At 66.9% G+C, this 24709-nt stretch carries 25 protein-coding genes; 6 read left to right on the top strand and 19 right to left on the bottom strand.

From position 1 onward, the window contains the following. Window positions 1-7: 7 nt before the first annotated feature. From ACO05N_RS11265 to ACO05N_RS11250, 4 genes are read right to left on the bottom strand one after another with little or no spacing between them, the layout of a single operon-like run. Window positions 8-1669, bottom strand: a complete 1662-nt coding sequence (locus ACO05N_RS11265) for a response regulator (RefSeq protein ID WP_422057176.1) — start codon at window positions 1667-1669, stop codon at window positions 8-10. Next, window positions 1666-2238, bottom strand: a complete 573-nt coding sequence (locus ACO05N_RS11260) for a chemotaxis protein CheB (RefSeq protein ID WP_422057175.1) — start codon at window positions 2236-2238, stop codon at window positions 1666-1668. The genes ACO05N_RS11265 and ACO05N_RS11260 overlap by 4 nt, the downstream gene beginning before the upstream one ends. Beyond that, complete coding sequence (locus ACO05N_RS11255) at window positions 2235-3083, bottom strand: CheR family methyltransferase (RefSeq protein ID WP_422057174.1); 849 nt, start codon at window positions 3081-3083, stop codon at window positions 2235-2237. The genes ACO05N_RS11260 and ACO05N_RS11255 overlap by 4 nt, the downstream gene beginning before the upstream one ends. Beyond that, on the bottom strand, window positions 3068-6493 hold the full coding sequence (locus ACO05N_RS11250) for a response regulator (RefSeq protein WP_422057173.1): 3426 nt from the start codon (window positions 6491-6493) through the stop codon (window positions 3068-3070). The genes ACO05N_RS11255 and ACO05N_RS11250 overlap by 16 nt, the downstream gene beginning before the upstream one ends. Window positions 6494-6854: 361 nt before the next feature. Here ACO05N_RS11250 and ACO05N_RS11245 point away from each other — a divergent pair, with 361 nt between their 5' ends. Then, window positions 6855-7076, top strand: coding sequence for a hypothetical protein (locus tag ACO05N_RS11245; RefSeq protein ID WP_422057172.1), 222 nt, complete (start codon window positions 6855-6857; stop codon window positions 7074-7076). A 62-nt stretch (window positions 7077-7138) separates the two neighbouring features. On the opposite strand, the gene ACO05N_RS11240 is transcribed toward ACO05N_RS11245, so the two are convergent. Continuing rightward, window positions 7139-7411, bottom strand: a complete 273-nt coding sequence (locus tag ACO05N_RS11240; RefSeq protein ID WP_422057171.1) for a GlsB/YeaQ/YmgE family stress response membrane protein — start codon at window positions 7409-7411, stop codon at window positions 7139-7141. Window positions 7412-7518: 107 nt separating this feature from the next. Between ACO05N_RS11240 and ACO05N_RS11235 the strand changes: the two genes are divergently transcribed. Together ACO05N_RS11235 and ACO05N_RS11230 are read left to right on the top strand one after the other, a co-directional pair. After that, window positions 7519-8043, top strand: a complete 525-nt coding sequence (locus ACO05N_RS11235) for a gamma carbonic anhydrase family protein (RefSeq protein ID WP_422057170.1) — start codon at window positions 7519-7521, stop codon at window positions 8041-8043. A 90-nt stretch (window positions 8044-8133) separates the two neighbouring features. Further along, window positions 8134-9117, top strand: coding sequence for an NAD(P)H-dependent flavin oxidoreductase (locus ACO05N_RS11230; protein ID WP_422057169.1), 984 nt, complete (start codon window positions 8134-8136; stop codon window positions 9115-9117). 146 nt (window positions 9118-9263) lie between these two features. Here the strand turns inward: ACO05N_RS11230 and def are convergent, their stop codons facing one another. Beyond that, window positions 9264-9791 (bottom strand): peptide deformylase, encoded by a 528-nt coding sequence (gene def, locus ACO05N_RS11225; protein ID WP_422057168.1) that lies wholly within the window; start codon window positions 9789-9791, stop codon window positions 9264-9266. A 69-nt stretch (window positions 9792-9860) separates the two neighbouring features. Further along, complete coding sequence (gene recR / locus ACO05N_RS11220; protein ID WP_422057167.1) at window positions 9861-10457, bottom strand: recombination mediator RecR; 597 nt, start codon at window positions 10455-10457, stop codon at window positions 9861-9863. A 115-nt stretch (window positions 10458-10572) separates the two neighbouring features. On the opposite strand from recR, the gene fmt reads away from it, so the two are divergent. Both fmt and truA read left to right on the top strand, forming a co-directional pair. Beyond that, on the top strand, window positions 10573-11484 hold the full coding sequence (fmt, locus tag ACO05N_RS11215; RefSeq protein WP_422057166.1) for a methionyl-tRNA formyltransferase: 912 nt from the start codon (window positions 10573-10575) through the stop codon (window positions 11482-11484). Beyond that, window positions 11481-12221: a tRNA pseudouridine(38-40) synthase TruA gene (gene truA, locus ACO05N_RS11210; protein ID WP_422057165.1), complete on the top strand. Its 741-nt coding sequence runs from the start codon at window positions 11481-11483 to the stop codon at window positions 12219-12221. Before fmt ends, truA begins: the two co-directional genes overlap by 4 nt. Here the strand turns inward: truA and ACO05N_RS11205 are convergent. From ACO05N_RS11205 to ACO05N_RS11170, 8 genes are all read right to left on the bottom strand, one after another. Further along, the gene (locus ACO05N_RS11205; RefSeq protein WP_422057164.1) at window positions 12218-13414 is read right to left on the bottom strand and encodes a class I SAM-dependent RNA methyltransferase; all 1197 of its coding nucleotides are present in this window, start codon (window positions 13412-13414) and stop codon (window positions 12218-12220) included. The genes truA and ACO05N_RS11205 overlap by 4 nt on opposite strands. Continuing rightward, complete coding sequence (locus ACO05N_RS11200) at window positions 13411-14832, bottom strand: NAD(P)H-hydrate dehydratase (RefSeq protein ID WP_422057163.1); 1422 nt, start codon at window positions 14830-14832, stop codon at window positions 13411-13413. Before ACO05N_RS11200 ends, ACO05N_RS11205 begins: the two co-directional genes overlap by 4 nt. Continuing rightward, window positions 14832-15539 (bottom strand): N-acetylmuramoyl-L-alanine amidase, encoded by a 708-nt coding sequence (locus ACO05N_RS11195; protein WP_422057162.1) that lies wholly within the window; start codon window positions 15537-15539, stop codon window positions 14832-14834. The genes ACO05N_RS11200 and ACO05N_RS11195 overlap by 1 nt, the downstream gene beginning before the upstream one ends. Window positions 15540-15593: 54 nt before the next feature. Continuing rightward, window positions 15594-16454, bottom strand: coding sequence for a CheR family methyltransferase (locus ACO05N_RS11190; RefSeq protein WP_422057161.1), 861 nt, complete (start codon window positions 16452-16454; stop codon window positions 15594-15596). Continuing rightward, window positions 16454-17512 carry a chemotaxis protein CheB gene (locus ACO05N_RS11185; RefSeq protein ID WP_422057160.1) on the bottom strand — a complete coding sequence of 353 codons (1059 nt, stop codon included), beginning with the start codon at window positions 17510-17512 and terminating at the stop codon, window positions 16454-16456. Before ACO05N_RS11185 ends, ACO05N_RS11190 begins: the two co-directional genes overlap by 1 nt. A gap of 11 nt (window positions 17513-17523) precedes the next feature. Further along, window positions 17524-17892 (bottom strand): response regulator, encoded by a 369-nt coding sequence (locus ACO05N_RS11180; protein ID WP_422057159.1) that lies wholly within the window; start codon window positions 17890-17892, stop codon window positions 17524-17526. A gap of 74 nt (window positions 17893-17966) precedes the next feature. Then, window positions 17967-18401, bottom strand: a complete 435-nt coding sequence (locus tag ACO05N_RS11175; protein ID WP_422057158.1) for a chemotaxis protein CheW — start codon at window positions 18399-18401, stop codon at window positions 17967-17969. Next, on the bottom strand, window positions 18398-20707 hold the full coding sequence (locus ACO05N_RS11170) for a chemotaxis protein CheA (RefSeq protein ID WP_422057157.1): 2310 nt from the start codon (window positions 20705-20707) through the stop codon (window positions 18398-18400). Before ACO05N_RS11170 ends, ACO05N_RS11175 begins: the two co-directional genes overlap by 4 nt. Window positions 20708-20966: 259 nt before the next feature. Here ACO05N_RS11170 and ACO05N_RS11165 point away from each other — a divergent pair, with 259 nt between their 5' ends. Next, entirely contained in the window at window positions 20967-21929 is a 963-nt protein-coding gene (locus tag ACO05N_RS11165; protein ID WP_422057156.1) for a helix-turn-helix transcriptional regulator, read from the top strand. A gap of 20 nt (window positions 21930-21949) precedes the next feature. Here the strand turns inward: ACO05N_RS11165 and ACO05N_RS11160 are convergent, their stop codons facing one another. From ACO05N_RS11160 to ACO05N_RS11145, 4 genes are all read right to left on the bottom strand, one after another. Continuing rightward, window positions 21950-22288: a helix-turn-helix domain-containing protein gene (locus ACO05N_RS11160; RefSeq protein ID WP_422057155.1), complete on the bottom strand. Its 339-nt coding sequence runs from the start codon at window positions 22286-22288 to the stop codon at window positions 21950-21952. A 173-nt stretch (window positions 22289-22461) separates the two neighbouring features. Beyond that, entirely contained in the window at window positions 22462-23103 is a 642-nt protein-coding gene (locus ACO05N_RS11155; RefSeq protein ID WP_422057154.1) for a glutathione S-transferase, read from the bottom strand. Further along, window positions 23066-24010 carry a rhodanese-related sulfurtransferase gene (locus tag ACO05N_RS11150; protein ID WP_422057153.1) on the bottom strand — a complete coding sequence of 315 codons (945 nt, stop codon included), beginning with the start codon at window positions 24008-24010 and terminating at the stop codon, window positions 23066-23068. The genes ACO05N_RS11155 and ACO05N_RS11150 overlap by 38 nt, the downstream gene beginning before the upstream one ends. After that, on the bottom strand, window positions 24010-24654 hold the full coding sequence (locus ACO05N_RS11145; RefSeq protein ID WP_066655533.1) for a histidine phosphotransferase family protein: 645 nt from the start codon (window positions 24652-24654) through the stop codon (window positions 24010-24012). Before ACO05N_RS11145 ends, ACO05N_RS11150 begins: the two co-directional genes overlap by 1 nt. Window positions 24655-24709: the final 55 nt, after the last annotated feature.

Raw genomic sequence — 24709 nt, 5'->3', positions numbered from 1 at the left:
GGACAGGTCAGCGGGCTTCCCCGATCATCTCGCCGATGGTCACCGCCAGGGTTTCGAGCGAGAAGGGTTTGGTGATCATCGACATGTTCTCACCCAGAAACTCCCCACGCTGGGTCGCCTGTTCGGCATAGCCGGTGATGAACAGGATCGGCAGGTCAGGTCGATGGAGGCGCGCGGCGTTGGCCAAGTCACGGCCGTTGATTCCGGGCATCCCGATATCCGATACCATCAGGTCGATGCGCTCGTCCGACGCGAGCAGCGGCAGCGCGGTCGTCGGGTCCGATATCTCGATCGCTTCATAGGCGAGTTCCCGAAGCACCTCGCAGACCAGCATCCGCACCGCCTGATCATCTTCCACGATCAACACGCGCTGGCCACCGCCACGGGGGGACACGGCAGGTGCGGCGGGCGAGACCACGGGGCGTGCGCTGGTCGTGGGCAGGTACAGCTTCACCGACGTCCCCAGGTCCGGTTGGCTGTGGATCCGCACCGCGCCCCCGCTCTGCTGGGCAAAGCCATAGACCATCGACAGGCCTAGGCCGGTGCCCTGTCCCTGCGGCTTGGTGGTGAAGAACGGATCGAACACTTTTTCGAGCACATCGGCGGGGATGCCGGTGCCCGTGTCCGACACCGCCACCATGACGAACCGGCCCACCGGGAGTCCCCCGCGCGTAGCGCCCTGTGCGGCATCGATATCGACGACGCTGGTCTCGATCGTCAGCCGCCCGCCACCGGGCATGGCATCGCGTGCGTTGAGCGCGAGGTTGAGGACCGCGTTTTCCAGCTGATTGGCGTCGGCCAGCGCGTGCGGCAGGTCGGTCCCATAGGCCAGCACCAGCTCGATCTGTTCGGGCAGCGCATGTTCGACCAGCGGCGACATCGACCGGACCAGGTCGTTGAGGTCGAGCGGGCGCGGGTCGAGCGACTGGCGACGCGAAAAGGCCAGCAGACGGTGGGTCAACGACGCGGCGCGGCTCGCCGAGGTGCTGGCCGCGTCGATATAGCGATCGATCTCGTCGACCCGCCCGGCCGCGATCTTGCGCCGCACCAGATCGAGCGACCCGATGATGCCCGTCAGCATGTTATTGAAATCATGCGCGATGCCGCCGGTCAGCTGACCTACCGCCTCCATCTTCTGGCTTTGGCGAAGCGAGGCTTCGGCGCGCTCGCGCTCGACGATCTCCGACTGAAGGCGTGCAAGCGTATGCTCGAGCTCCGAAGTCCGCTTCCGCACCTCGCTCTCGAGCTGCTCGGCCGCGTCGGAGAGCGCCCGGCGTTGCTGATGGAGTTCGAAAAACACATTGGCCTTCCCGCGCAGGATGTCGGGTTCGATGGGCTTCTGGATGAAGTCGACTGCCCCCGCCTCATAACCACGGAAACGCCGTTGAACATCGGCACTGCCGGCCGTCACGAAGATGATCGGCACGTGCCGGGTCCGCACATTGCCGCGCATGAATTCGGCCAGTTCGAACCCGTCCATGCCCGGCATCTGCACGTCGAGCAGCGCGAGCGCGACTTCATGCTGCAGCAACAGCTCCAGCGCCTGTTCCCCAGAGCGCGCGCGCAGGAAGGAAAGCCCATCGCGACGCAGCAGCGCCTCGAGCGCGAGCAAATTCTCCTCGAGATCGTCGACGAGCAGAAAATGGATCGGTTCGGACGCGTTGCTCATGATGTTCCAAGGTTAAGCAGATGATCGGCAATCGCGTCGAGCGACATGGACTTCGCGGCCGGACAGTATGCGCGTGCTGCCGTCGGCATCGCCGGGGCATAAGCAGTCGCGGGGTCTTCTACCAGCACCGTTCCGCCTGCGCGATGAATCGCGGCGGCCCCGCGCGCGCCGTCTTCATTCGCGCCGGTCAGGATGATGCCGGTCAGCCCGGGACCGTAGCTATCGGCAGCGCTTTCGAACAGCACGTCGATGGACGGGCGCGAAAACAGCACCGGCTCGTCGGTGGAGAGCGCGATGTTGCGGTTTAGCTCGACCAGCATGTGATAGCCCGGCGGGGCCAGATAGACGGTCGCCGGCACGATCGGCTCCTTGTCCTCCGGCTCGCGAAACGCAATCGCGCCCTTGCTCGCGAACAGGGTGTGCAGACCCGAGGGCCCCTCCGGGACATGAACGACGATCAGCACCGGAACGGGATAATCGATCGGCAGACGCGGCAGGATCGTGGACAACGCCTGCACCGCGCCCGCGGATGCGCCAATCACCACTGCCTGCGGGGTCGCGCCGCTCATCCGTCGCGCCGCTGGTAGATTTTTTCTTCGCGCACAAAGTCGCTGAACGCGTCGGCATGGGCCGAGAAGCGCAGCGTTTCCTTGGAACCGAGCCCGAGAAACCCGCGCCGGGAGAGCGAATCCTTGAACAGTCCGACCGCGCGGTCCTGCAAGGGGCGGTCGAAATAGATCATGACGTTGCGGCACGACACGAACTGGCATTCGGCGAACACCGCGTCGGTCACCAGGCTGTGATCGGAAAACACCACCTGCGCGCGGAGCTTCTTGTCGAACACCGCGCGGCCATAGGCGGTGGTGTAATAGTCGGACAGCGAGGTCTTGCCGCCCGCGCGCTGATGGTTCTGCGTGAACGCAGCCAGCCGATCCAGCGCATAGACGCCGCTTTGCGCGGCTTCGAGCGCTGCCGGATTGATGTCCGTCGCATAGATCAAGGTGCGGTCGAGCAGGCCTTCCTCATGCAACAGGATCGCGAAAGAATAGAGTTCCTCGCCGTGGCTGCATCCGGCGATCCACAGCTTGAGCGAGGGATAGGTACGCAGATGCGGCAGTACCTGTTCGCGGATCGCACGGAAATAACCCGGGTCGCGAAACATCTCGCTCACCTGCACGGTCAGATAGTCGAGCAGGCGCGTGACCAGCGCGTCGCCGTGCAGCAGTGCCTGTTGCATCGCCGTGAAGTCGGAAAAGCCAAGCTGCTCGCGTGCCTGGCGCAAGCGACGCTTGATCGACGCCCGCGCATAGTGCCGAAAGTCGTAATGATAGCGCCGGAACAGCGCCTCCAGCAGCAATTGAATCTCGATGTCCTCGACCGCTTCGGTCGATCCCCGGGTCAACGCGGCATCCATACACGCACCAGGGACAGCAGTTTATCGACGTCGAGCGGCTTGGCCATATAGTCATTGGCACCGGCGGCAATGCAATTAGCCTGATCGTCCGGCATCGCCTTGGCTGTCAGCATGATCACCGGCAGCCGCGTCCAGCGCCGGTCGAGCCGCATCCGCCGCGTGGCCTCCAGCCCGTCCATGACCGGCATCATCACGTCCATCAGCACCAGATCGATCGCATCGGGCGTACCGGCGGCGCTGTCGAGTGCGTCGAGCGCTTCCTGACCGTTGCGCGCGATCGTCACCTTCGCCCCGCGCGGTTCGAGGATGTTGGTCAGCGAATAGACGTTGCGGACGTCGTCCTCGACGATCAGGATTCGCCGTCCCTCGAGCAACGCATCGCGATGGCGCGCCTGCTGGATCATCTTCTGCTGTTCGGGCGGCAGTTCGGACACCACCTGGTGCAGGAACAAGGTCACCTCGTCGAGCAGACGTTCGGGCGATTTCGCGCCCTTGATGATGATCGAGCTCGAATAGCGGCGCAGCTTCTGCTCATCCTCGCGCGACAGGTCGTGGCCGGTATAGACGATGACCGGCGGGAAGCTGTGCGCCTCGTCCTCGCTCAGGGTTTCGAGCAATGAGAAGCCCGAGGCGTCGGGCAGCGTGAGGTCGAGTACCATGCAGTCGAACGTCTGCTCGCGCAGGAGCTGGAGACATTCGGCAGCGGTGCCCGCCCCGACGGTGTCCACCTCGGGCCCGGCCAACAGCTTGCCCACCGCGTCGCGCTGGACGGGATCGTCCTCCACAATCAGCACGCGACGGACGGTGCGGCTCAGCTGTGCCTCCAGCGTCTCCAGCGCGTGGGCCAGATCCTCACGCTTTACCGGCTTGAGCAGATAGCCCATCGCGCCGAGCGAGAAGGCGGTCTGGGTCTGATCGCTGGCCGATACGACATGGATCGGAATGTGGCGTGTCGCGTCCTCGCGCTTGAGCCGGTCGAGCACGGCCAGGCCCGACTGGTCGGGCAGGCCGAGATCCAGCACGATCGCGCTCGGGCGGTGCTGGCGCGCAAGGTCGAGTGCTTCTTCGGCGGTGCCGGCGACCAACGTCTGGAACCCGGCTTCCCGCGACAGGTCTCGGACGATCCCGGCAAAGACCTGATCATCCTCCACCACCAGCAGCACGCGACGCGCGCCCTCAAGGCGGTCGCGATCGTCTTCGATCGGTGCGAGCCGCGGCATCCGGCGCGGCGGAGCCATGGCGGGCGCGGACGCGGGCGCGGCGGGCGCACTCGGCTCCGCGCGTCCTTCCACCAGAGCGGGGTCGTATTCGAGCGGAATCGTGACGGTGAAGCTGCTGCCGACACCCGGTTCGCTCTTCAGCGAGATCGTTCCGCCCAGCAGGCGCGTCAGTTCCCGCGAGATCGACAGCCCAAGACCGGTACCGCCGAACCTGCGGTTGATCGCGCCGTCGGCCTGTCGAAACGCGTCGAAGATCGCCTGATGCTGATCGGGCGAAATGCCGATGCCGGTGTCGGTGACGGTCAGCGCCAGCCGATCCTCCCCCACCGGCGCGATCGCGAGCGAAACACCGCCGGCTTCCGTAAATTTGAAGGCGTTGGACAGCAGGTTCTTCAGAACCTGTTCGAGCCGCTGGCGGTCGGTATCGATCGCGGCGGGCGCATCGCCCGCGACATCGATGTTGAAGGACAGCCCGCGGTCGCGCGCGATCGGATCGAACATCTGCCGCAGATCGGCCGTCAGGCGTGCCAACGTCAGCGCCTGCGCATCGATCTCGACATGCCCAGCCTCGATCTTCGACAGGTCGAGAATATCGTTGATCAGGTTCAGCAGGTCATTGCCAGACGCCTGAATCGTGCGGGCATATTGCGTCTGCTCGTCCGTCAGATTGCCATTGGGGTTGTCGCCGAGCAGTTTCGACAGGATCAGCAGCGAATTGAGCGGCGTGCGCAGCTCATGGCTCATATTCGCCAGGAAGTCGGACTTGTACTGGCTTGCCTGTTCGAGCTCGCGCGCCTTCAGCTCGACCGCGGCGCTGGTCCGCGCCAGATCGTCGCGCTGCGCTTCGAGCAGCTGCGCCTGTTCCTCCAGCTGGGTGTTCGTCTGCTCCAGCTCGACCTGCTGCTGCTCCAGCCGCACGGCCGATTCCTTGAGCGCACGCCCCTGCTCTTCCAGCTCCTCGTTCGAGACGCGCAGCTCCTCGCTCTGCACCTGCAGCTCTTCGGATTGGCGCTGAGTCTCGTCGAGCAGCGCCTGCAGCTCGCTGCGATATTTGGCGGAGCGCAACGCGACGCCGGCGGGCTGGGCGATGCGCTCCAGCAGTTCCAGCGCGCCTTCGCTCACCGGGTGCAGGAAGCCGAATTCGAGCACCGCGTTGGTCGCGCCGTCGGCGCTGAGCGGGGCGATGACAAGGTGGCGCGGCGTGTCGCGCCCAAGCCCCGAGCCGAGCGTCAGATACCCCTCCGGCACATCGTCCAGTACCACCGCCGCGCCATCGGACGCGACTCGCCCGAGCATACCTTCGCGCAGACGGAACCGGTCGGTCACGGTAGCATCGCCGGGCACCCCAAGCGTCGCCATCCGCTCGAACGCGCCATATTCACCCTTGAACAGCACACTCGCCTGCGCGCCCAGATAGGGCGTCAGGAAATCGAGAATGCTCTCGCTGAGCTGGTGCACGGTCTTGTCGCCCAGCATCGCCTGGCCAAGTCCGACTTCGCCGGCCTGCAGCCACGCCTGACGCTGCCGCGCGACGGTGCTGCGATGGACCAGGAAGCCGACCGCGAGCGTGAGCCCGATGCCGAGGATTGCGGCAAGAACGCCGCTGAGCGTCGCGGTCGCATAGGCGCTGTCCATCTGCTGCAGCCGGGCACCGCGCAGCCGCCGCTCTTCGGCCCGCATCGCTTCGATCTGCGCGCGCACCGCATCCATCTGTACCTTGCCGCGGTCGGTATTGACGACATCGAGCGCGGCCGAAACGCCGCGTGCACGGCGGATCTCGATCGTCTCGCGCAGTTCGGCAAAGCGCGCCGCGAGCCGCGGCTTGAGCCGACGCAGCGCCAGTTGTTGCGCGGGATTGTCGCTGGTCAGCGACTGGATCGTGCTCACGCTGGCGTCGGCGCGCGCGATTGCGTCCTGATACGGCTCGAGATAGCGGGTGTTGCCGGTGAGGAGGAAGCCGCGCTGTCCGGTCTCAGCATCCTGCGTCGCGGACAGCAAGCTGCCCAGTTCGGTGATCACGTCATGCGTGTGCACGACCTTGGCGGTATCCGCCCGCAGCGTGAGCATGTTCGAATAGGTGAGTGCGCCGGTGATCAGGAAGAAGAGCAGCGCGCCGCTTACGCCCAATGCAGTCCCGAGCCCGATCCGGGTCCGCGAAAAGGGTAGTGCGCGCGCTAAAGTCTTGGTCATCTGGCTGGAAATCCCGGGGCAGTGGTCAGTTCTTCGCTTCCATGGCTTGCCGCCAAGAGCAAGCCTGAACTGTCATGTCGCGGCCGCCATGTCGTTTGCCTGACGGACGGTTCCGCGGCTCGAGGCGTTCGAGCGGGCCGTCCGGAACGCCGTTGCGCGTTGCAGCAATGCAATGGATGCCCGCCCTGCCCCTTCGGAGCGTGCAGGGGGGCGCTCGGACACCATCGTTTGGCAGCTGGAGCCTTCAAGAAATGCGCTCTCCCGTGCATCATGCGGTGCAAAATGCGTAGCCGCCGGCGTTGAAGCGTTAACCAATGCGCGATAGCATGGAATCTGTTTCCGGGGGCGGGATCAGATTCGTATGCTAGAGTTTTCCGTGTTCATTTACGGCCTGTTGACGGGCTTTGTTCTCATTTCTGCCGAGCAGAACCGCCGCGCGGCGCGGCCCAACCCTGCGATGGTGACCGCTGTCGGCTGGGGCCTGTTTTCGATGTCATCGACCCTTGCGGCATTGTGCGGTGCAGTGGGAATCGCGCTGCTGTTCGGTGTCCCCGTACCGGGTCTTCCTACCTTCCCCGCATAAAAATACGGGGCGACCGGACGGTCACCCCGTAAGGGCTTGGGAAGGGTAGAATGAAGCGTCCGTTAGCGGACCGAGCCGCGACGAACCAGGTTGACGATCCCGAGCAGCACGACTGCGCCCAGGAACGAGATCAGCAGCGAAATCGGGCTGAACGACCCGTCCGTGATCGACGCGCCGCCGATCATCGGGGTGATCAGCAGACCGGCGAGCAGAGCGCCCACGATGCCGACCACGATGTTGAGGAAAATGCCCTGTTGGGCGTCGGTACGCATCACGATGCTGGCCAGCCAGCCAAGCACACCGCCCACGATCAGCAGTACAATTAGGTTGATCATCCGATGTCTCCCATATCCGTCCCGGCACGGCCGAGTTACATGCAATACGGTTGAAAACGCCGGACGTTCCGCCTCCGTCCGATTTTACTGACGACCGGGAGAGTTGCATGCCGATCTATGCTTTCGAAGACCTCCGGCCCGCGATCGACCCCGATGCCTGGATCGCACCGAGCGCGGACGTGATCGGCGATGCGCGGCTGGCGGCGGGGGCGAGTATCTGGTTCGGGGCCGTCATCCGGGCGGACAACACGCCGATCATTCTGGGCGCGCGCAGCAATGTGCAGGAAGGGGCGATGCTCCATTCCGACCCAGGCGCCCCGCTGACTGTCGGAGAGGATTGCACGATCGGCCATCACGCCATCCTTCACGGCTGCACCATCGGCAACCGAGTGCTGGTGGGCATGGGCGCGATCATCCTCAACCGCGCGGTGATCGGCGACGATTGCCTGATCGGCGCCGGCGCGCTGGTGACCGAGGGCAAGGAGTTCCCGCCCGGCAGCCTGATCGTCGGCAGCCCCGCCCGCGCGATTCGCGAGATCGATGCGACGACGCGTACAGGATTGCTCTACTCCGCGCAGAATTATGCCGAGCGACAGCGGCGGTTTCGCAGCGGGCTGCGGCGGATCGACTGATCGCATTGTCTTTAGAATTTCCGGTACGCCGCCCCTTGCCGTTTACGTAAAGCATCTGGACACGCAATTCGGTTCGTCTATGAAACGGGTATGGCCCTGCCCGCTCTCTTCGATCGCCTGCGCCTGCCCGTCATCGGGTCGCCGCTCTTCATCGTCTCCGGCCCCGAACTGGTCATTGCCCAGTGCAAGGCCGGTATCGTCGGCTCGTTCCCCGCGCTTAACGCGCGGCCGCAGAGCCAGCTCGACGAATGGCTGCACCAGATTACCGAGGAACTGGCCGCGTGGAACCGCGACAACCCGGATCGCCCGGCCGCGCCCTATGCGGTCAACCAGATCGTCCACCGCTCCAACGACCGGCTTGAGGCCGACCTGACCACCTGCGCCAAGTGGCAGGTACCGATCGTCATCACCTCGCTGGGCGCTCAGGAGCAGCTCAATCAGGCGGTGCACAGCTGGGGCGGCATCGCGCTGCACGACGTCATCAACGATCGCTTCGCGCACAAGGCGATCGAGAAGGGCGCGGACGGCCTGATCCTCGTCTGCACCGGCGCGGGCGGCCATGCCGGGCAGCTGAGCCCGTTCGCGTTCGTGCAGGAAACGCGCGCGTGGTTCGACGGCCCGATCGCACTGTCGGGGTCGATCGCCAATGGCGGCGCCATCCTCGCCGCGCAGGCGATGGGCGCGGACATGGCCTATATCGGATCGCCCTTCATCGCGACGGCTGAGGCGAATGCCGAGGCGGACTATAAGCAGGGCATCGTCGCGGGCGGCGCGTCCGATATTGTCTACACAAATCTGTTCACCGGCGTTCACGGCAACTACCTGCGCCAGTCGATCGAGGCCGCGGGGCTGGACCCCGACAATCTGCCCGAGAGCGATCCGAGCAAGATGAATTTCGGTTCCGGCGGGAATTCCAAGGCCAAGGCGTGGCGCGACATCTGGGGTTCGGGCCAGGGCATCGGCGCGGTGAAGGCCGTGCAGCCGGTGGCGACCTTCGTCGACCGATTGGACGCGGAGTATCGCGCGGCCAAGACGCGGATTGCCGGGCTGTCGAACGGCGGGTGGAGCGCCTGACCTAACCAAAGCTGGTCACCCCGAACTTGGTCCGGGGGCCACTGGGCGGCAAGCGCGAAGCAAGAGGCTCAAGCGCCGCGCTGGTGGATGAGTGGACCCCGGCACAAGGCCGGGGTGACGGATGTTTTAGCGGATAACCAGACTCATCAAGCCGCCAGGCGGCGCGCCTTCTCCAGCTTCTTCATCAGCATCTGGCGCTTCAACCGCGAGAGGTGGTCGAGGAACACGATCCCCTCCAGATGGTCCATCTCATGCTGGATGCAGGTCGCGAGCAGGCCGGTGAACTGCTCGTCATGCGCGTTGCCGTGCTCATCCAGCCACTTCACGCGGCAAGTGGCGGGGCGGTCGACATCGGCGAACTGGTCGGGGACCGACAGGCAGCCCTCGGTATATGTGTTCATATCCTCTGCAGGATCGAGGATTTCGGGGTTGATGAAGACGCGCGGAGCCTTGATCGGCTTGCCTTCCTCGTCTTCCTCCTCCTGCAAGTCCATCACGATCACGCGCTTCGGCACGCCGACCTGAATCGCGGCGAGACCGATGCCGGGCGCATCGTACATGGTGTCGAACATGTCGGCGATCAGCGCGCGCAGTTCGTCGTCGACCTTCTCGACGGGGGTGGAGACGGTCTTGAGACGCGGATCGGGAACTTCGACGATAGGGAGAATAGCCATCGTGCCAATTTAGGTGTTGGCCGGTGCGGGGTCAATTACGCGCGCGCCGCAGTTTTCCGATCAGTGTGATCAGGCGACCGGCCGGCGCGCGCGCAGCGCCTGGGCCAGCGTGCCTTCATCGAGATAGTCGAGCTCGCCGCCCACCGGCAGGCCGTGCGCGAGCTGGGTCAGCCGCACCGGATAGCCCTCCAGCCGCTCGGCGATGTAATGCGCGGTGGTCTGGCCCTCGAGCGTCGCGTTCATCGCAAGCACGACCTCGTCCACTCCGCCCGCAGCGATGCGGGTGACGAGGCTGTCGATCGCCAGATCCTCTGGCCGCACCCCGTCGAGCGCCGACAATTTGCCGCCGAGCACGTGGAATTTGCCGGGAAACAGGCGCGAGCGCTCCAGCGCCCACAGGTCGGCGACTTCCTCGACCACGCAGAGTTGCCGCGTGTCGCGGCGCGGGTCGGCGCACACCGCGCACGGGTCCGACGTATCGACATTGCCGCAGATCGAACAGGTCGCGAGCCGTTCGCTCACCGCCTCCAGCGCACGCAGCAGCGGGTCGAGTGCAGTCTCGCGCTTCTTGAGCAGATGCAACACCGCCCGCCGCGCCGATCGCGGGCCAAGGCCGGGGAGCCGCGACAGGGCTTGGGTGAGGGTGTCGATCTCGGGCGATGCCATGGATGCGATGTAGGCAATCCGTCATCCCGGCGAAAGCCGGGATCTCACGCGGTTGCGCTTGCCGCCTGAGATCCCGGCTTTCGCCGGGATGACGAATGGGGCTACAGGCGCAGCCATGCGGATCATCTTCATGGGCACCCCCGACTTCGCGGTGCCGACCCTCAATGCGCTGGTCGAAGCAGGCCATGACGTCGTCGCGGCGTACAGCCAGCCGCCGCGCCCCGGCGGACGGCGCGGCAAGGCGCTGACCCCCTCCCCCGTCCATGCCCGCGCGGAGGAACTCGGGATTGAAGTGCGGACGCCGCTGTCGTTCAAGAAGGACCCCGATGCCGTCGCAGCCTTTGCCGCGCTCAACGCCGATGTCGCGGTGGTTGCGGCCTATGGCCTGATCCTTCCGCTCAGCGTGCTCGATGCCCCGCGCCTCGGCTGCCTCAACGTGCATGGCTCGCTGCTGCCCCGCTGGCGGGGTGCGGCGCCGATTCAGCGCGCGATCCTGGCGGGCGATGCGGAGACCGGCGTCGGAATCATGCAGATGGAGGCGGGGCTCGACACCGGCCCGGTGCGGCTGGAGGGGCGGACGCCGATCGACGGAAAGGCTGCGGGCGAGCTGACCGCGGAGCTGGCGGAACTGGGCGCGCGGCTGATGGTGGAGGTGCTGGGCGATTTCGACGGGCATCCGGCGGTCGCTCAGCCGGAGGACGGCGTCACCTATGCCGCAAAGATCGACAAGGCCGAAACCCGCCTGAACTTCGACCAGCCTGCCGAAGCGGTCGAACGTCAGATCCGAGCTTTCAACCCGCCCGGCGCGTGGTTCGAACATGCTGGCGAACGCATCCGCGTGCTGGCTGCTACTGTCCGCCATCCCGACGAAAGCACTGCTCGCGGCGTCGTCTTGGATGGAGAACTGACGATCGCCTGCGCGAGCGGCGCCATCTGCCCGACCCGCGTCCAGCGCGCCGGGCGCGGCATCGTCACCACGCGCGAGCTGCTCAACGGCTTCCCGATCCCGCCGGGCACCCAGCTGTGACCCGCTTTGCGCTGACCATCGAATATGACGGCCGCCCCTTCATGGGCTGGCAATATCAGGATCACGGCCCCAGCGTGCAGGGCGCGATCGAGGATGCGCTGCACGGTATCACCGGGGAGGATGCGCTGGTCCACGCCGCCGGACGCACCGATGCCGGGGTCCATGCGCTGGGCATGCGCGCGCACACCGAGATCGATAAGGACATTGTCCCGTTCCGGCTGATGGAGGCGCTCAATGCGCACCTCCGCAAGGTGCAGGTCGCGATCCTGGCGTGCGAGGTTGTGCCCGACGACTGGCACGCGCGCTTTTCCTGCATCGCGCGCCATTATGTCTATCGCATCGTCACCCGCCGCGCCCCGCTGACCTTCGACAAGGGGCTGAAGTGGCGTGTTCCCCACGCGCTGGACGCCGATGCGATGCATGAGGCCGCGCAGATCCTGGTCGGCACGCACGACTTCACCACCTTCCGCTCGGTCCATTGCCAATCGGCCAGCCCATTGAAGTCGCTCGACCGGCTGGATGTGGTGCGGATGGGCGACGAGATCGCGATCCATGCCTCTGCCCGCTCGTTCCTGCATCATCAGGTGCGGTCGATGGTCGGATGCCTGTCGATGGTCGGGCGCGGCCAATGGACCGCCGACGATTTGCGCGCCGCGCTGGAGGCGAAGGACCGCGCCCGCCTCGGCCTCAACGCGCCTTCGGACGGGCTGTATTTCGTAAAGGCGGATTATCCCTAGCGGCTGAACTTCGCCGCAAGCTCCGCATGCGTCGACCAGCGGAACTGTCCCACCGGCTGCACCCAGTCGAGGCGATAGCCGCCCTTGACCAGCGCCTCGGCATCGCGCGCGAAGGTCGCGGGATTGCACGAGACATAGGCGATCACCGGCGCCTTGCTCGCCGCCAGTTCGACCGCCTGTTCCTTTGCGCCAGCACGCGGCGGATCGAGGATCACGGCGTCGAACAGGTCGAGTTCCTTCGCGGTCAGCGGGCGGCGGAACAGGTCGCGATGCTCGGCGAACACCTGCCGCAGCCCGCGCCCGGCCGCCGCCTTGAGCGACAGGATCGCGTCGCGCGCGCCCTCGCCAGCATAGACCTTGGCCTTAGCGTCCATCGCGAAGGTGAAGGTGCCGAGCCCTGCGAACAGGTCGGCGATCGTCTTCGCGCCGCCTACCGCCTCACGCACCGCCGCGACCAAGGCGGCCTCACCCTCTGGCGTTGCCTGCAGGAAGCTCGCGGCCGGAAACGGCACCGCAACGCCGCCAAACGTCACCGTCACCGGATCGGGCTCCCAGCGCGCTTCCGGCCCCATCCCGTCATCGACGCTGAGCCGCCCCAGCGCGTGGCGCATCGCGAAGGCGGTGACGGCCTCGACCGCCTTGAGGCTGTCGGTCACCAGCCCCTCGACCAGCACGTCCGGCCCCTGATCGGTCAGCGCGAGGTGGACATTGACGCGGCGGCTCGCTGGCAGATGCGCCGCGAGCAGCCCACGCAGCGGCTGAAGCAGTGAAAACAGCCACGGATCGAGCACTTCGCATTGCTGCACGTCGATCAGCCGGTGGCTCGATTGTTCGGTAAAGCCCAGATGCACCTGCCGCCCGCGCCGCTCGGCGTGCAGCGTCGCGCGGCGGCGGGTGCGCGGCGGCGAAAGGATCGGCGCGCGGATCTCGGCGGTCAGGCCGTGCTGCGCCAGCGCCCCGGCGATGCGCATCGTCAGGAACTCAGCATAGGCATCGTCATCGAGATGCTGGAGCTGGCACCCGCCGCATTCGGGGAAATGCCGGCACGGCGGTTCGACATGGCGCGGTCCGCGCGCAACGCTGCCATCGGCGCGCAGCCGGTCTCCGGGCGCTGCCAGCGCGGCATGGCGCCCGTCCGCCGTCACCCCATCCCCGCGCGCGGCGACCCGCACGATCATTTCGTCATCACTCATCGTGCGCGCTCATAGGCGTGCGGAAGCGCATCCGCCAGTTCGTCGGCGAGGAAACACCGGTCGAGGATGCGCGCTGCCCGCCCGTGCAGCCAGACGCCCGCGCAAGCCGCGCGCAGCGGCTCGCCCGGCCATTGCGCGAGCATCGCGGCGATCGCGCCCGCCAGCACGTCGCCCGTCCCTGCCACCGAAAGCCAACCGCTTCCACGCGGCGCGATCCACACCGAGCCGTCCGGATCGGCGATCACCGTGTCCGCGCCCTTGTGTACCACAATTGCGCCGCACCGCGCTGCTGCGTCACGCGTTTGCTCGATCTTGCTGCCAGCGCCCTTACCGAACAGCGCGATGAACTCGCCGCCATGCGGGGTCAGCACGCTTGGCGCGGTGCGCGCGCGCAACCGGTCGGGGTCGATCAAGTGCAGCGCGTCGCCATCGATGACCAGCCGCCGGTCGCTCGACAACGCCGCGTCCAGCTTTTCGCGGGCTCGGTCATCGCGGCCCAGTCCCGGTCCGATCACCACGGCGCCGATTCGCTTGTCGCCGAGCGTCGCCGCGTTCCACCGCTGACGCACGATTGCGTGCGGTGGGTGCGGCAGTCCGCCGGTCAGCAGCAGCACATAGCCCGCGCCCGCACGATAGGCAGCGCGTGCGGCAAGTTCGGCGGCGCCATGCATCGGACCGGATATCACCGCCACCATGCCGCGGTCATATTTGTGCCACCAGCTACGCGGCGTGGCGAAAAATGGCTGTTCAAAGGTCCACGCGGAATTGCCCGCCTCCGACAGGTCATCCAGCCCCAGGTCGATCAGACGAACGGCCCCGCACAGTTCTGCGACCGGATCGAGGACATGTGCCGGCTTGAGCGCGCCCAAAGCGAGCGTCGCATTGAATGGTGCGATCCAGTGGCCGCCAAAGTCACCCCCGGTGTCAGCCTCAGCCCCGCTCGGCAGATCGACCGCGATCGACAGCCGCGCGGCATAAATTGCGGCTTCGATCGCGCGGGCCACGGGCAGGTCGATCGCGCGCGATAATCCTGTGCCGAACACTGCATCGACAACGACCGGCGCCGGGTGATCCGGCCCCTCTGCCCTTGGAAACGCCTCGACCGCCCCGCTCCACGCCGCCCGCGCCGCAGCCGCAGCCTCAGTCTTCGGCTCGCCCAGCGCCGCCACCCGCACCGGCACGCCCTGGCTCGCCAGCACCCGCGCTGCGACATAGCCATCGCCGCCATTGTTTCCCGGCCCGCACAGGATGAGCACCTCGCTGCCCGCCGCAAGCCGGTGGACCCACCCGGCGACGCCCGTCCCGGCGCGCTCCATCAACTCGGCGACGCTCGACCCGGCGGCGATCGCGCGGTCCTCCGCCGCGCGCGTCGCGGCGGCGGTCAGCACCGGCGCCCCTTCGGGCACGCGCGAAAACATCAGTCGTCGCCTTGCGGTTTGGGCAGCAGCAGCGCGAGCAGCAGCATGCGGCATTCGGCATCGATTGTGCCGTCGATCAGTTCGGGCCGGAAACGCCGCTGAAACGCCACCGTCGCCGCCAGCGGATCGCGCACATCGTAGCCGAAGCGTTCCAGCGCGAGCAGGAAGCCAGCGTCGGTCCAGCCAGGGTCCATCAGATTCTTGGTCGGACGCGGGAGCGCCAGCCGCAACCGCGCCAGCTTGCCCCAGGGGAACAGCTCACCCGGATCCTGCTTGCGGGTCGGCGCGATGTCCGAATGTCCCACGACATTGCCGCGCGTGATCGAATAGCGATCCTTGATATCGGCAACGAGGCGGATCACCGCATCGATCTGTTCGTCGGGGAAAGGGCGATAGCCATATTCATGGCCAGGATTAACGATCTCGATCCCCACCGACGCCGAATTGACGTCGGTTACCCCGCGCCAATGCGATCCGCCCGCGTGCCAGGCACGCTTGTCCTCCGGCACCATGCGCACGACCTGTCCGTCCTCCGCCACCAGATAATGGCTGGAGACGCCGAAATCGGGATCGCGCAGCCGCTCAATCGCCTCCTCCGCGCTGCGCATGCCGGTATAGTGCAGCACGATCATGCTGATCGGTAACAGCCGCTCGCCGAAATTGGGCGACGGCGTGTCGATGATGTTGAGCTCGGCCCGGTCCTGCATGACTGGCAGGGATGCGGCGACACGCGCCGAAACGCAAGCCGGTTGAACCCGGTGTCAGCCGAACGCGGTCGCCCGCGGGACGCCTTGCGCGCGATCGGCGCGATACAGGCCGCGAATCCGGCTGCAGGGCGCAAATGCTTCGGTCTGGCCGATCACCGTTTCTCCCGCGCCCAGCAACAGCGCCCCGCCGTCCCGGATCGCGCTGCGCAGCGTCTGATAGGCGCGGCTGCGCATCGCCGGCGGGAAGTAGAACAGTACGTTGCGACACAGGATCAGGTCGAACTTGCCCGGCGGGGCCGCGTCCTGCGCCAGATTGTGGCGGCGAAACTGAATGCGGCGGGCGAGCTCGGGACGCACGACCCATTCCGTCCCGTCCTGATTGAACCAGGTCATCATCCGCCGGATCGGCAAACCGCGCTGGATTTCGAATTGCGAGAATCGTCCCGCGCGGGCGCGGTCGACCGTCGCCGCCGATACGTCGGTCGCAACGATCTCAGGGAACGGCAAGCCGCGCGCGACATAGGCTTCCTCGAACAGCATCGCGAGCGAATAGGGTTCCTGCCCGGTCGAACAGCCCGCGGACCAGATGCGCAGCCGGCGTCCCGGCTGCTCGGTCGCCAGCGCGGCGGCCGCCTCGACCACCAGCTCGAGCACACCGGTGTCACGAAAAAAGGACGTTTCGTTATTGAGCAGCGCGTCGACCACCGCATCGGCGAGCGGGCCGGAAGGCATACCGGTCAGCCGCGCAATCAGCTGATCGACGCTGTCCAGCCCATGGTCGCGCAGCACCGTCTTGAGCGCGGTCTCGATCCGCCATGCGCGGTTGGCCGCGATCTGCTGGCCGGTCCGCTGTTCCAGCAGTGCGCCGATGATGTTGATCGCGCCGGACGAAGCAAAGGGCTGGACCGCACTCATCAACGCGGCCGCCGCTGGCTGGCGACCATGCGTCCGATCTCGTCGGGGGGCAGAACCGCGCTGGCGCTCGCCGCAACCGCACCGGGCATGCCCCATACGACCGAGCTGGCACGATCCTGCGCCAGGATCGCACCGCCCGTCTGGATCAGGTCGCGCGCACCGATCGATCCGTCCCGCCCCATCCCCGACAGCATCACGCCCAGCCCGCGCTTGCCGTAGACATCCGCCACCGACTGCAGCATCGGATCAACCGACGGCATGCATCCGCTGGCGACGCGCTCGTCGGTCAGCCGGATTGCGACCCCGTCGCTGGTGCGGACGCAACGGATATGGGCATGGCCCGGCGCGACCAGCATCCGGCCGGGGCGCACGCGCATATGATCCTCGGCCACTTCGCACGGACGCCCGGCCAGCACCGCAAGCTGGGCGGCGAAATAGCTCATGAACGACGCGGGCAGATGCTGGGTCACCAGCATCGGGACTTCGAAACTCGGCGGAATTGCACGCAGCATCTGGCTCAGCGCGTGGATGCCGCCGGTCGATGCGCCCACCGCGACGATGTCGAACTCCTGCGGCACGACGCGCGGCTGCTGGCTCGGCCCGACCAGGTCACCCGCGCGATCGGTGAGGCGCGTCAGCCGCTCTTCCAGCGTCTCGGCGAACTTGCCGGCAAAGCTGCCCACGCCCGGTTTGACCAGCGTGTCGGCGGCACCCAGCGCCAGCGCCTGTACCGCAGCCGCGGCACCGCGTTCGGCGGCGGAGGATACGACGAGGATCTTCGCCCCCTGCCCCGCCGCCTGCAGGTCGGGCAGGCCGGTCAGGCCGTGGACGCCGGGCATCTCAAGATCGAGCAGGATCACATCGGCGCGGTGCGACGCCAGAAAGGCGAGCGCACCCGGCACGTTGCTGACCGCCCCGACCACGGCAAAGCCGCGCATCCCCTCGATCATCCGGGCCAGCACCGCGCGGGCGACGGCCGAATCATCGACGATCAGGATGCGAACGACATCGTCGCGCGGATCCGGCTGGATGCCGGCCGCCAAAGAGCTGCCCGACATGGAAATTTACCTCAGGCGACGACGCCGACGATCTGGAGCTTGCTCTCCAGCGTCTCGCGATCGAACGGCTTCATCACATATTCGTCGGCACCCGCCTCGATCGCGGCGCGGATATAGGCCATGCCATTCTCGGTGGTGCAGAACACGACCTTCGGCTTGTTGGCGATGCCGCTGTCCTTCAGCGCGCGCAGGAAATCCATCCCGCTCATCACCGGCATGTTCCAGTCGAGCAGCACGACGTCGGGCGATGCCGCCAGGCACGCCTCCAGCGCCTCGCGCCCGTCGCCTGCCTCGCGCACCTCGAAATTGAGTGTCTCGAGAATATGTCGCGCGACCTTTCGGATCACCTTGGAGTCATCGACGACGAGGCAGGTTTTCATACGAGACGCTTCCCGGTTCTGCGGCACTAGGGTCGTTTATGGAAGAAATACGTAAGTAGGTCGTTAATGCTGGGTCAGGTGGTCGGCGCAACCAGCCCCGGGACCAGCGCCGCCAAGTCGATGGTCAGGATCGGCTCGCCGTCGCGCTCGATCAGCCCGCGCCCGGCCTGTTGCCACATGCCTGACAGGGGAACCCCGGCGGACAGCGGCTGCGGCACGAATGGCGCGACATCGTCCAGCGCATCGACCAGCATCGCATAATGATGGCCATCGACCGGCGTGATCACCGCGCGTCCGCCCGTACCCTCGCCCGGCTCCAGCCCCAGCGCCGCGCGCGTGTCGATGACCGTCACCACCCGGCTGCGCAGCGCCGCCAGCCCGCGGACATGGCCCTGCGCCCGCGGCACGGCGACGATATTGCCGATGTCGACCACCGATTCGACCTGATTGGCATCGATCGCGACCGACTGCCCGGCGATCTGCGCGATCAGAAACAGATCTTCGCTCATCGCATGCCTCCCTGCGCCGCTGCGGCAATCGCGCCGAGCAGCGCGGCGCGATCATAGCGATAGATGGTTCCGTCATTGCCGCCGCGTTTGCGGCTGCGCAGTCGCACGACCGGTGCCGCTGCGCCAATTTCGGGCTCGGCGTCCAGCGTAAGCACGACCTGGGCCGTCTCACCCGGCGGCAATGTGCTGACGACGCGGTAGCCCGCGCCCTCCAGCAACGGTTGAATGAATGTGCCGAGCCACCCCGTATCCCCGCCGCCCAACAGGCAGAGCGGCGCGATCGCGCCGTCCGCATCCGCCTCACCATGTTCGCCGAACAGCCACATCGGATCGAGCAGTTCGACCGGCTCGCCATCGATCAATGCGACGCCGGCAACGGGGCCGGGCGCCATTGCCGGCGCGATTTCCGCGGGCATCGCGACGATATCTGCCGGTTCGGCGATGGCATATGCGATCTCGCTGATCCCATCGCGCAGACGCAGGATGGACCCGGTCCGGGCAGGATCGGCCCCTTCGACCGCGGCGACAGGCACGATGCGGCCATCGATGGTCAGCCGGAGGCGGCCCGCACTGCGATGGATCGCGCCCGCGCCGACCTTCTCGATCCGGTCGACGACCTCCAGCGGCACCGCGCGTCGCGCACCGTCCAGATCGGCAAACACCAGGGCCAGCGCGCCGTCGTCGACCGCCTCGTCCTCCTCCTCGACCTCGATCTCGCGCACCCGTTCGAAGTGCAGCCCGGCATCGCGCGCCAGGCCTGCGCAATCGAGCAGCAGCATCGGACTGCCGCTGTCGGGCAGGGTCTGCCCGGCATAGATGCCCGTCGCCATGATCGCGGGCGCCGCAGGCTTGATCACCAGTTCCTCATTGTCGAGCACATCGTCGACGCGCAGCGCGTAGCTGCCCTCGCCCATGCTGACGATCGCGACCATCGGATAGCTGCCGGTCGCGACGGGCGTGAGGCCGAGCTGGTCGGCCAGCACGATCATCGGCAGCCGCCGGTCGCGCAGCGTCACCACCCAGGCGCTGCCGATGCGATCGACCCGCATCGCGTCGCTGCGCTCGCTGACGATCTCCTCGATCGCCTGGCGCGGGATGGCAAAGGACTGGCCGCCCGCGCCGACGACGATCGTCGGGATGATCGACAGCGTCAGCGGAACGTGGATCAGGATGCGCAGGCCACGGCCCGGATCGTTGTGCAGCTCGACGCGCCCGCCAATCTGTTCGATCGCGGCGCGCACCACGTCCATGCCGACGCCGCGCCCCGAAATCTCGGTCACTTCGTCCTTGGTCGACAGGCCGGGTTCGAAGATCAGCGCCAGCCTGGCGCGCTCGCCCAGCGACCGCAGTTCGCGCTCGTCGCGGCCATTGTCCGCCAGCTTGCGGATCACCCGCTCGACATCGATGCCGCGCCCGTCGTCGGAAACTTCGACGACAATCTGGTTGCCCGACTGGCGCGCCGACACGGTCAGGCGGCCGTTTTCGCGCTTGCCCGCCGCGCGGCGCTCGGTCGGGTGCTCGATGCCGTGATCGATCGAGTTGCGGATGATATGGACCAGCGGATCGCGCAGCACCTCGATCATCTCGCGGTCGAGCTCGACTTCGGCACCCTCGACATGCAGCAGCACCGATTTGCCCAGCCCCGCCGCGGTATCGCGCACCATGCGCGGCAATGCCGAGAACAGCGCGTCGATCTTCTGCATCCGCGTGCGCGTGACCGTGTCGCGCAAATCGGCAACGGTGGCGGACATCCGCTCCAGCGCTGCCTCGACCTGCGGGTCCACTTCCGCGCTGCGCAACCGGCGCGACAGCTCGTTCCGCGCGAGCACCATGTCGGACATGCCGCTCATCATCCGGTCGAGCAGGTCGACGTTCAGTCGCACGCTGCGGCTCTGCGCGCGCTGCGCCACGGGCGCGGTCGGCTGCGCCACTTCAGCGGTGCCGCCCGCAAGCGCGGCAATCAGCAAATCCTCACCGGTATCGTCCAGCGCCGCGCCCGCATCGATCGCTTCGACAATCTCGCCGATCCGATCGACCACACCTAGCACGGCATTGACCAGTGCGCGATCCGGCACCCGCTCACCTGCGCGGACGTCCGCCAGCACATCCTCGGCCGCATGGCTGAGGCGCGCAAGGCGGGGCAGATCGAGAAAGCCGCAGCTGCCCTTGACCGTGTGAACGAAGCGGAAAATGGCGTCGAGCCGCTCACGGTCGTGCGGCGACGCCTCCCAGGCGACGATCTCGCCCGACAGCGCCTCCAGCGTTTCCCGCGTCTCGGCAATGAATTCCTGTAACAGATCGTCCACGGGCGCCCCCACACGTCCCGGCGGTCATGGCACCGGCACGGTTAACAGGCAGTTAGGACGCATGCCGCGCGGACCGAATGTCGCTGCGACGGACGCGCCAAGTATCTGGCGCGCCATGACCGGTAGTGATGCGGCACCGTCCCGGTACTCCCGTATTTGCACGGAATCCCCACTCCGCCAAATTGCCTATACTCAAAATTGGAATCCACGTTTCAAGGGGTCGGCAGGGGGCCTGCCTCTTGACGGACAGGGGGTGACGATGGCGCCGCGACTTGACCGGATGCGTCTCAATTGCCGGCTGGTCACGCGTGTCCTCAGCGAGGAGGTGTTTGCCGCCACTCTCGATCTTGCCAACCGACTCCCGCCCCAGCTTGCCCGCGCGCGCATGGTCTGCATTCCGATCCTGATTTCGGTCACGCGCGACCTGATCGATCGCCGGATGCGAGCCCCCGCGGTTGCGCGCGGCCCGTCGATCAATGCCATCGCCGCGTCACTCGACCTCCCCTTCGAAACGGCGCGGCGCAACGTGCAGCGCATGTCCGATCTGGGCTGGCTGGCGATCGGCGACACCAGCGGTGTGACGCTGCCGGCATCGATGCCCCCCGCGCTGGCCGACTGGTGCGTCGACCTCGGCCGCAGGCTGCGCCGTGCCGCTGCGACGATGGAAGCGCTGGGTGCCGTCGACACGGCATCGCTGAAAATCGCGACCTGCGACAACAGTTTTGCCCTTGCTGCGCTCGACCTGTTCCTGATCATGGCGGGCACGTCGAACCATTTCGGGTTGCGTTACACCGAATTGCTGCTGGTCCATTTCGTCTGTTCGGCCAGCGTCGCGCATCTCAATGAACAGCCCCAGGGCACAACTCCGTTCGCGCGGGTCGATACCGTACCGGACGCTACCGAACGCGCGTTCGTGCCGATGGCGGATGTGGCGCGGCTGCTCGGCATTTCGCGCTCGACGGTCTACCGGCTCGTGTCGGATGCCGCGCAAGCGGACCTGATCGAGCGCTGCGGCCATGGCGTGCGGGCATCCGACCGTTTTCTCGCCAGCGCCGAATATGTCGAGGCGCTGGAACTGGTCGCCGGGCGCACGGCAACGTTGTTCTCTCGGGTCGAGCGGCACCGCTGCGGCATTGGCTGCACCGCGCTGGACCAGGTGCTGCGCCGCCCCCGCCCCTGGCGGCAACGCGCGGCGCGCGTGCAGCACGCCCCCAGCGCCTGAATTGAGATAACGGGCCGCGCTCAGGCCAGCCAGCCGCTCCGCCGCCAGCTGATCCGTCGTGCAGCGATCTCGCGATCCAGCAGCTTGATCAGCGCATCAGGCTCGAGGCCCACGGCGCGGGCATAGCCGCGCACTGCCCCGCGCAGATAGATCGGTGCCGCGAACTCGGTGTAATCGCCCTCTTCGATCGCGGCAATGAACTGTCCGGAAAACCGCGTGATGCGAGCGATGTCGCCAAGCTCCATCTCGCACTGACGCCGCGTAGCGGCAAGCAGCGCACCGCACGCCACCCCGGGCGCGACCCCGATGTCGCCAAGGTCCATGGGGAGGGCGGCGCGTGCAGGTTCGGTCGTCGGCATGGGCGCGGGCGGTTAATAAAAACGGTTACCGCAAACAATGTCCGATGCACTCATTCTGATACCGTAATGAATTTACTCCCGGAGTCACGGCGACCCTGGGCCCTGTCCAAGCTTCCTGTTCGGATCGACAGAGAAAAGTGCTGCCCGGGCGCACGCCCGAAACGCCGACAGTCTCAGGCGGCAGCCCCACGCGGCCACGGCTTCCGCACCACCATCACCCGCGCGAACAGCGCGGAACCGAGAAACGCCTCCAGCCACTGTTGCACCCGCGCCAGATCCTGCGCGGCGAACCAGTCGCGGTCGACCGCGGCGAACTGGCGCACGAAGGGCAGGATCGCCGCGTCGGCCAGGCCAAAGCGCGCGCCGCGCAGATACGCATGCTCACCCAGTCGCGCCTCAAGCCCGTGTAGGATCGCCAGCGCCGCCGCGCGGTGATCGACCCCGTCCGCCGAATAGCGGTCAGTATATTTATACCGGTCGAGGTGATGCTTGAATGCCCCGTCATTCCCCGCGATCAGCGCCGGGTCTTCGCCGGCCAGCCAGTCTTCGGGATCGTCGCGCGCCAGGGCCCAGCGCATGATGTCGAGGCTCTCGTCGATCACCTTGCCATCGGGCAGCACCAGCACCGGCACCGTCCCCTTGGGCGAGGCGGCCAGCATTTCGGCCGGCTTGTCGCGCAGCTTGACCTCGCGATGTTCGACCGCCGTTTCGCTCACCGCCAGTGCCAGCCGCGCCCGGATCGCATAGGGGCAGCGGCGAAAGCTGTAGAGGATCGGGTCAGTCAGCGTCAGGCTCCGGAAACACCGCCCCGACATGCGCCTCGCCGCGCTGCGCCGCCAACAGCGCCTGGCGGTGTCGCTCGGCATAACTGGCGCGCTGTTCCTCGGTGCGGGTGCCGATACAGGCAGGGCAGTTCACCCCCTCGACATAGTCCGCCGACTGCCGCGCCTCCGGGCTCACTGGCATGCGGCACGCGCGGCACAACACATGCTCGCCGACCTCAAGCCCGTGCTTCACCGCCACCCGCTCGTCGAACACAAAGCATTCGCCGTCCCACAGGCTGCGATCCTGCGGCACCTGCTCCAGATAGGCGAGGATGCCGCCCTTGAGGTGATAGACCTGCTCCACCCCTTCCGCTTTGGCGAACGCGGTGGATTTCTCGCAGCGGATGCCCCCGGTGCAGAACATCGCGATCTTGGGCGTGCGCCCCTCCGCCTCGATCTCCGCGCGCTTGGCGCGGAACCAGTCGGGAAACTCGCTGAAGCTGCGCGTCCGCGGATCGATCGCCCCGCGAAAGGTGCCGATGGCCACCTCATAATCGTTGCGGGTGTCGATCAGCACCGTGTCGGGATCGGCGATCAGGTCGTTCCATTCGGCCGGTGCGACGTAATGGCCCACCCCGGCAAGCGGATCGATGTCCGGCTGCCCCATCGTCACGATTTCGCGCTTGAGGCGCACCTTCATCCGGTGGAACGGCATTGCGGCGGCGTGCGAGAATTTGACGTCGATCGCGGCGCAGCCGGGCAGCGCACGGACATGCGCCAGCACCGCGTCGATCGCAGCATCGCTCCCCGCGATCGTCCCGTTGATCCCCTCACGCGCCAGCAGCAGCGTGCCTTTCACCCCCTGCGCGACGCACAGGTCGAGCAGCGGGCCCTTGATGGCCGCCGGATCGTCGAACCGGGTAAACTGGTACAGCGCCGCGACGCGGACTTCGCTCATCAGGCTACCTTGAACGCTGCCCCGAACAGCAGCACGTCGGCGTCGGGCGGCGACACCTGCAGCTCGCCGCCGCCCTGCGTCACCAACTGGTGCACCAGATACGCCGCCGCCGCGCGCGGGGTCACCGGCGAATCGCCAGTGTCGCCGCTCAGCGCGCCGCGCAGCTCGCCGTCCAGCACGATGCGCGGCCCCTGCGCGCGCACCACGATCTCGACCATATCGTCGCGCGCCTCGGCACCGATATCCAGCTGTCCGCCGCGCACCAGCGCGTCGCCGCCGATCAGCGCGAGGTTGAGCAGCACCTTGATCACCTGTTTGGGCAGCACCGGATCCTCGACCATCCAGCCGATCGACACGCGGTGATTGTCGCCGAACAGCCCGTCGATCGCCGCCTGCGCCTCACGCGTGTCGACGGTATCGCCAAAGCCCCCCGCCGCGCCAAACGCCAGGCGAAAGAATTTCAGCTTGTTCGCGCTCGCCTTTGCGCTCTCCGCCAGCAGTTCCAGGCAGCGCGCGCGCATCTCTGGATCATGCTCGTCGGCGAGCAGCTCAAGGCCGTTGTTGAGCGCGCCCACCGGGCTCAACAGGTCGTGGCACAGGCGCGAGCAGAGCAGGCTGGCAAAATCGGTCGGCGAAATGTTCATGCGCCTCCTTTGGCCCAGCCGCGCCGCCGCTGCAAGCGCACCCTCTTCGCAAGCG

This window comes from Sphingomonas sp. (genome assembly GCF_965227385.1).
Classification (GTDB): Bacteria; Pseudomonadota; Alphaproteobacteria; order Sphingomonadales; family Sphingomonadaceae; genus Sphingomonas.
The sequence above is the reverse complement of the archived record's forward strand: the minus strand, read 5'-3'. Positions and strand labels throughout refer to the sequence as shown.

Coding starts and splice junctions, on each gene's coding strand:
- ACO05N_RS11265 (WP_422057176.1), bottom strand. CDS start 1,669: ATGAGCAACGCGTCCGAACCGATCCATTTTCTGCTCGTCGACGATCTC.
- ACO05N_RS11260 (WP_422057175.1), bottom strand. CDS start 2,238: ATGAGCGGCGCGACCCCGCAGGCAGTGGTGATTGGCGCATCCGCGGGC.
- ACO05N_RS11255 (WP_422057174.1), bottom strand. CDS start 3,083: ATGGATGCCGCGTTGACCCGGGGATCGACCGAAGCGGTCGAGGACATC.
- ACO05N_RS11250 (WP_422057173.1), bottom strand. CDS start 6,493: ATGACCAAGACTTTAGCGCGCGCACTACCCTTTTCGCGGACCCGGATC.
- ACO05N_RS11245 (WP_422057172.1), top strand. CDS start 6,855: ATGCTAGAGTTTTCCGTGTTCATTTACGGCCTGTTGACGGGCTTTGTT.
- ACO05N_RS11240 (WP_422057171.1), bottom strand. CDS start 7,411: ATGATCAACCTAATTGTACTGCTGATCGTGGGCGGTGTGCTTGGCTGG.
- ACO05N_RS11235 (WP_422057170.1), top strand. CDS start 7,519: ATGCCGATCTATGCTTTCGAAGACCTCCGGCCCGCGATCGACCCCGAT.
- ACO05N_RS11230 (WP_422057169.1), top strand. CDS start 8,134: ATGGCCCTGCCCGCTCTCTTCGATCGCCTGCGCCTGCCCGTCATCGGG.
- def (WP_422057168.1), bottom strand. CDS start 9,791: ATGGCTATTCTCCCTATCGTCGAAGTTCCCGATCCGCGTCTCAAGACC.
- recR (WP_422057167.1), bottom strand. CDS start 10,457: ATGGCATCGCCCGAGATCGACACCCTCACCCAAGCCCTGTCGCGGCTC.
- fmt (WP_422057166.1), top strand. CDS start 10,573: ATGCGGATCATCTTCATGGGCACCCCCGACTTCGCGGTGCCGACCCTC.
- ACO05N_RS11205 (WP_422057164.1), bottom strand. CDS start 13,414: ATGAGTGATGACGAAATGATCGTGCGGGTCGCCGCGCGCGGGGATGGG.
- ACO05N_RS11200 (WP_422057163.1), bottom strand. CDS start 14,832: ATGTTTTCGCGCGTGCCCGAAGGGGCGCCGGTGCTGACCGCCGCCGCG.
- ACO05N_RS11195 (WP_422057162.1), bottom strand. CDS start 15,539: ATGCAGGACCGGGCCGAGCTCAACATCATCGACACGCCGTCGCCCAAT.
- ACO05N_RS11190 (WP_422057161.1), bottom strand. CDS start 16,454: ATGAGTGCGGTCCAGCCCTTTGCTTCGTCCGGCGCGATCAACATCATC.
- ACO05N_RS11185 (WP_422057160.1), bottom strand. CDS start 17,512: ATGTCGGGCAGCTCTTTGGCGGCCGGCATCCAGCCGGATCCGCGCGAC.
- ACO05N_RS11180 (WP_422057159.1), bottom strand. CDS start 17,892: ATGAAAACCTGCCTCGTCGTCGATGACTCCAAGGTGATCCGAAAGGTC.
- ACO05N_RS11175 (WP_422057158.1), bottom strand. CDS start 18,401: ATGAGCGAAGATCTGTTTCTGATCGCGCAGATCGCCGGGCAGTCGGTC.
- ACO05N_RS11165 (WP_422057156.1), top strand. CDS start 20,967: ATGGCGCCGCGACTTGACCGGATGCGTCTCAATTGCCGGCTGGTCACG.
- ACO05N_RS11160 (WP_422057155.1), bottom strand. CDS start 22,288: ATGCCGACGACCGAACCTGCACGCGCCGCCCTCCCCATGGACCTTGGC.
- ACO05N_RS11155 (WP_422057154.1), bottom strand. CDS start 23,103: ATGTCGGGGCGGTGTTTCCGGAGCCTGACGCTGACTGACCCGATCCTC.
- ACO05N_RS11150 (WP_422057153.1), bottom strand. CDS start 24,010: ATGAGCGAAGTCCGCGTCGCGGCGCTGTACCAGTTTACCCGGTTCGAC.
- ACO05N_RS11145 (WP_066655533.1), bottom strand. CDS start 24,654: ATGAACATTTCGCCGACCGATTTTGCCAGCCTGCTCTGCTCGCGCCTG.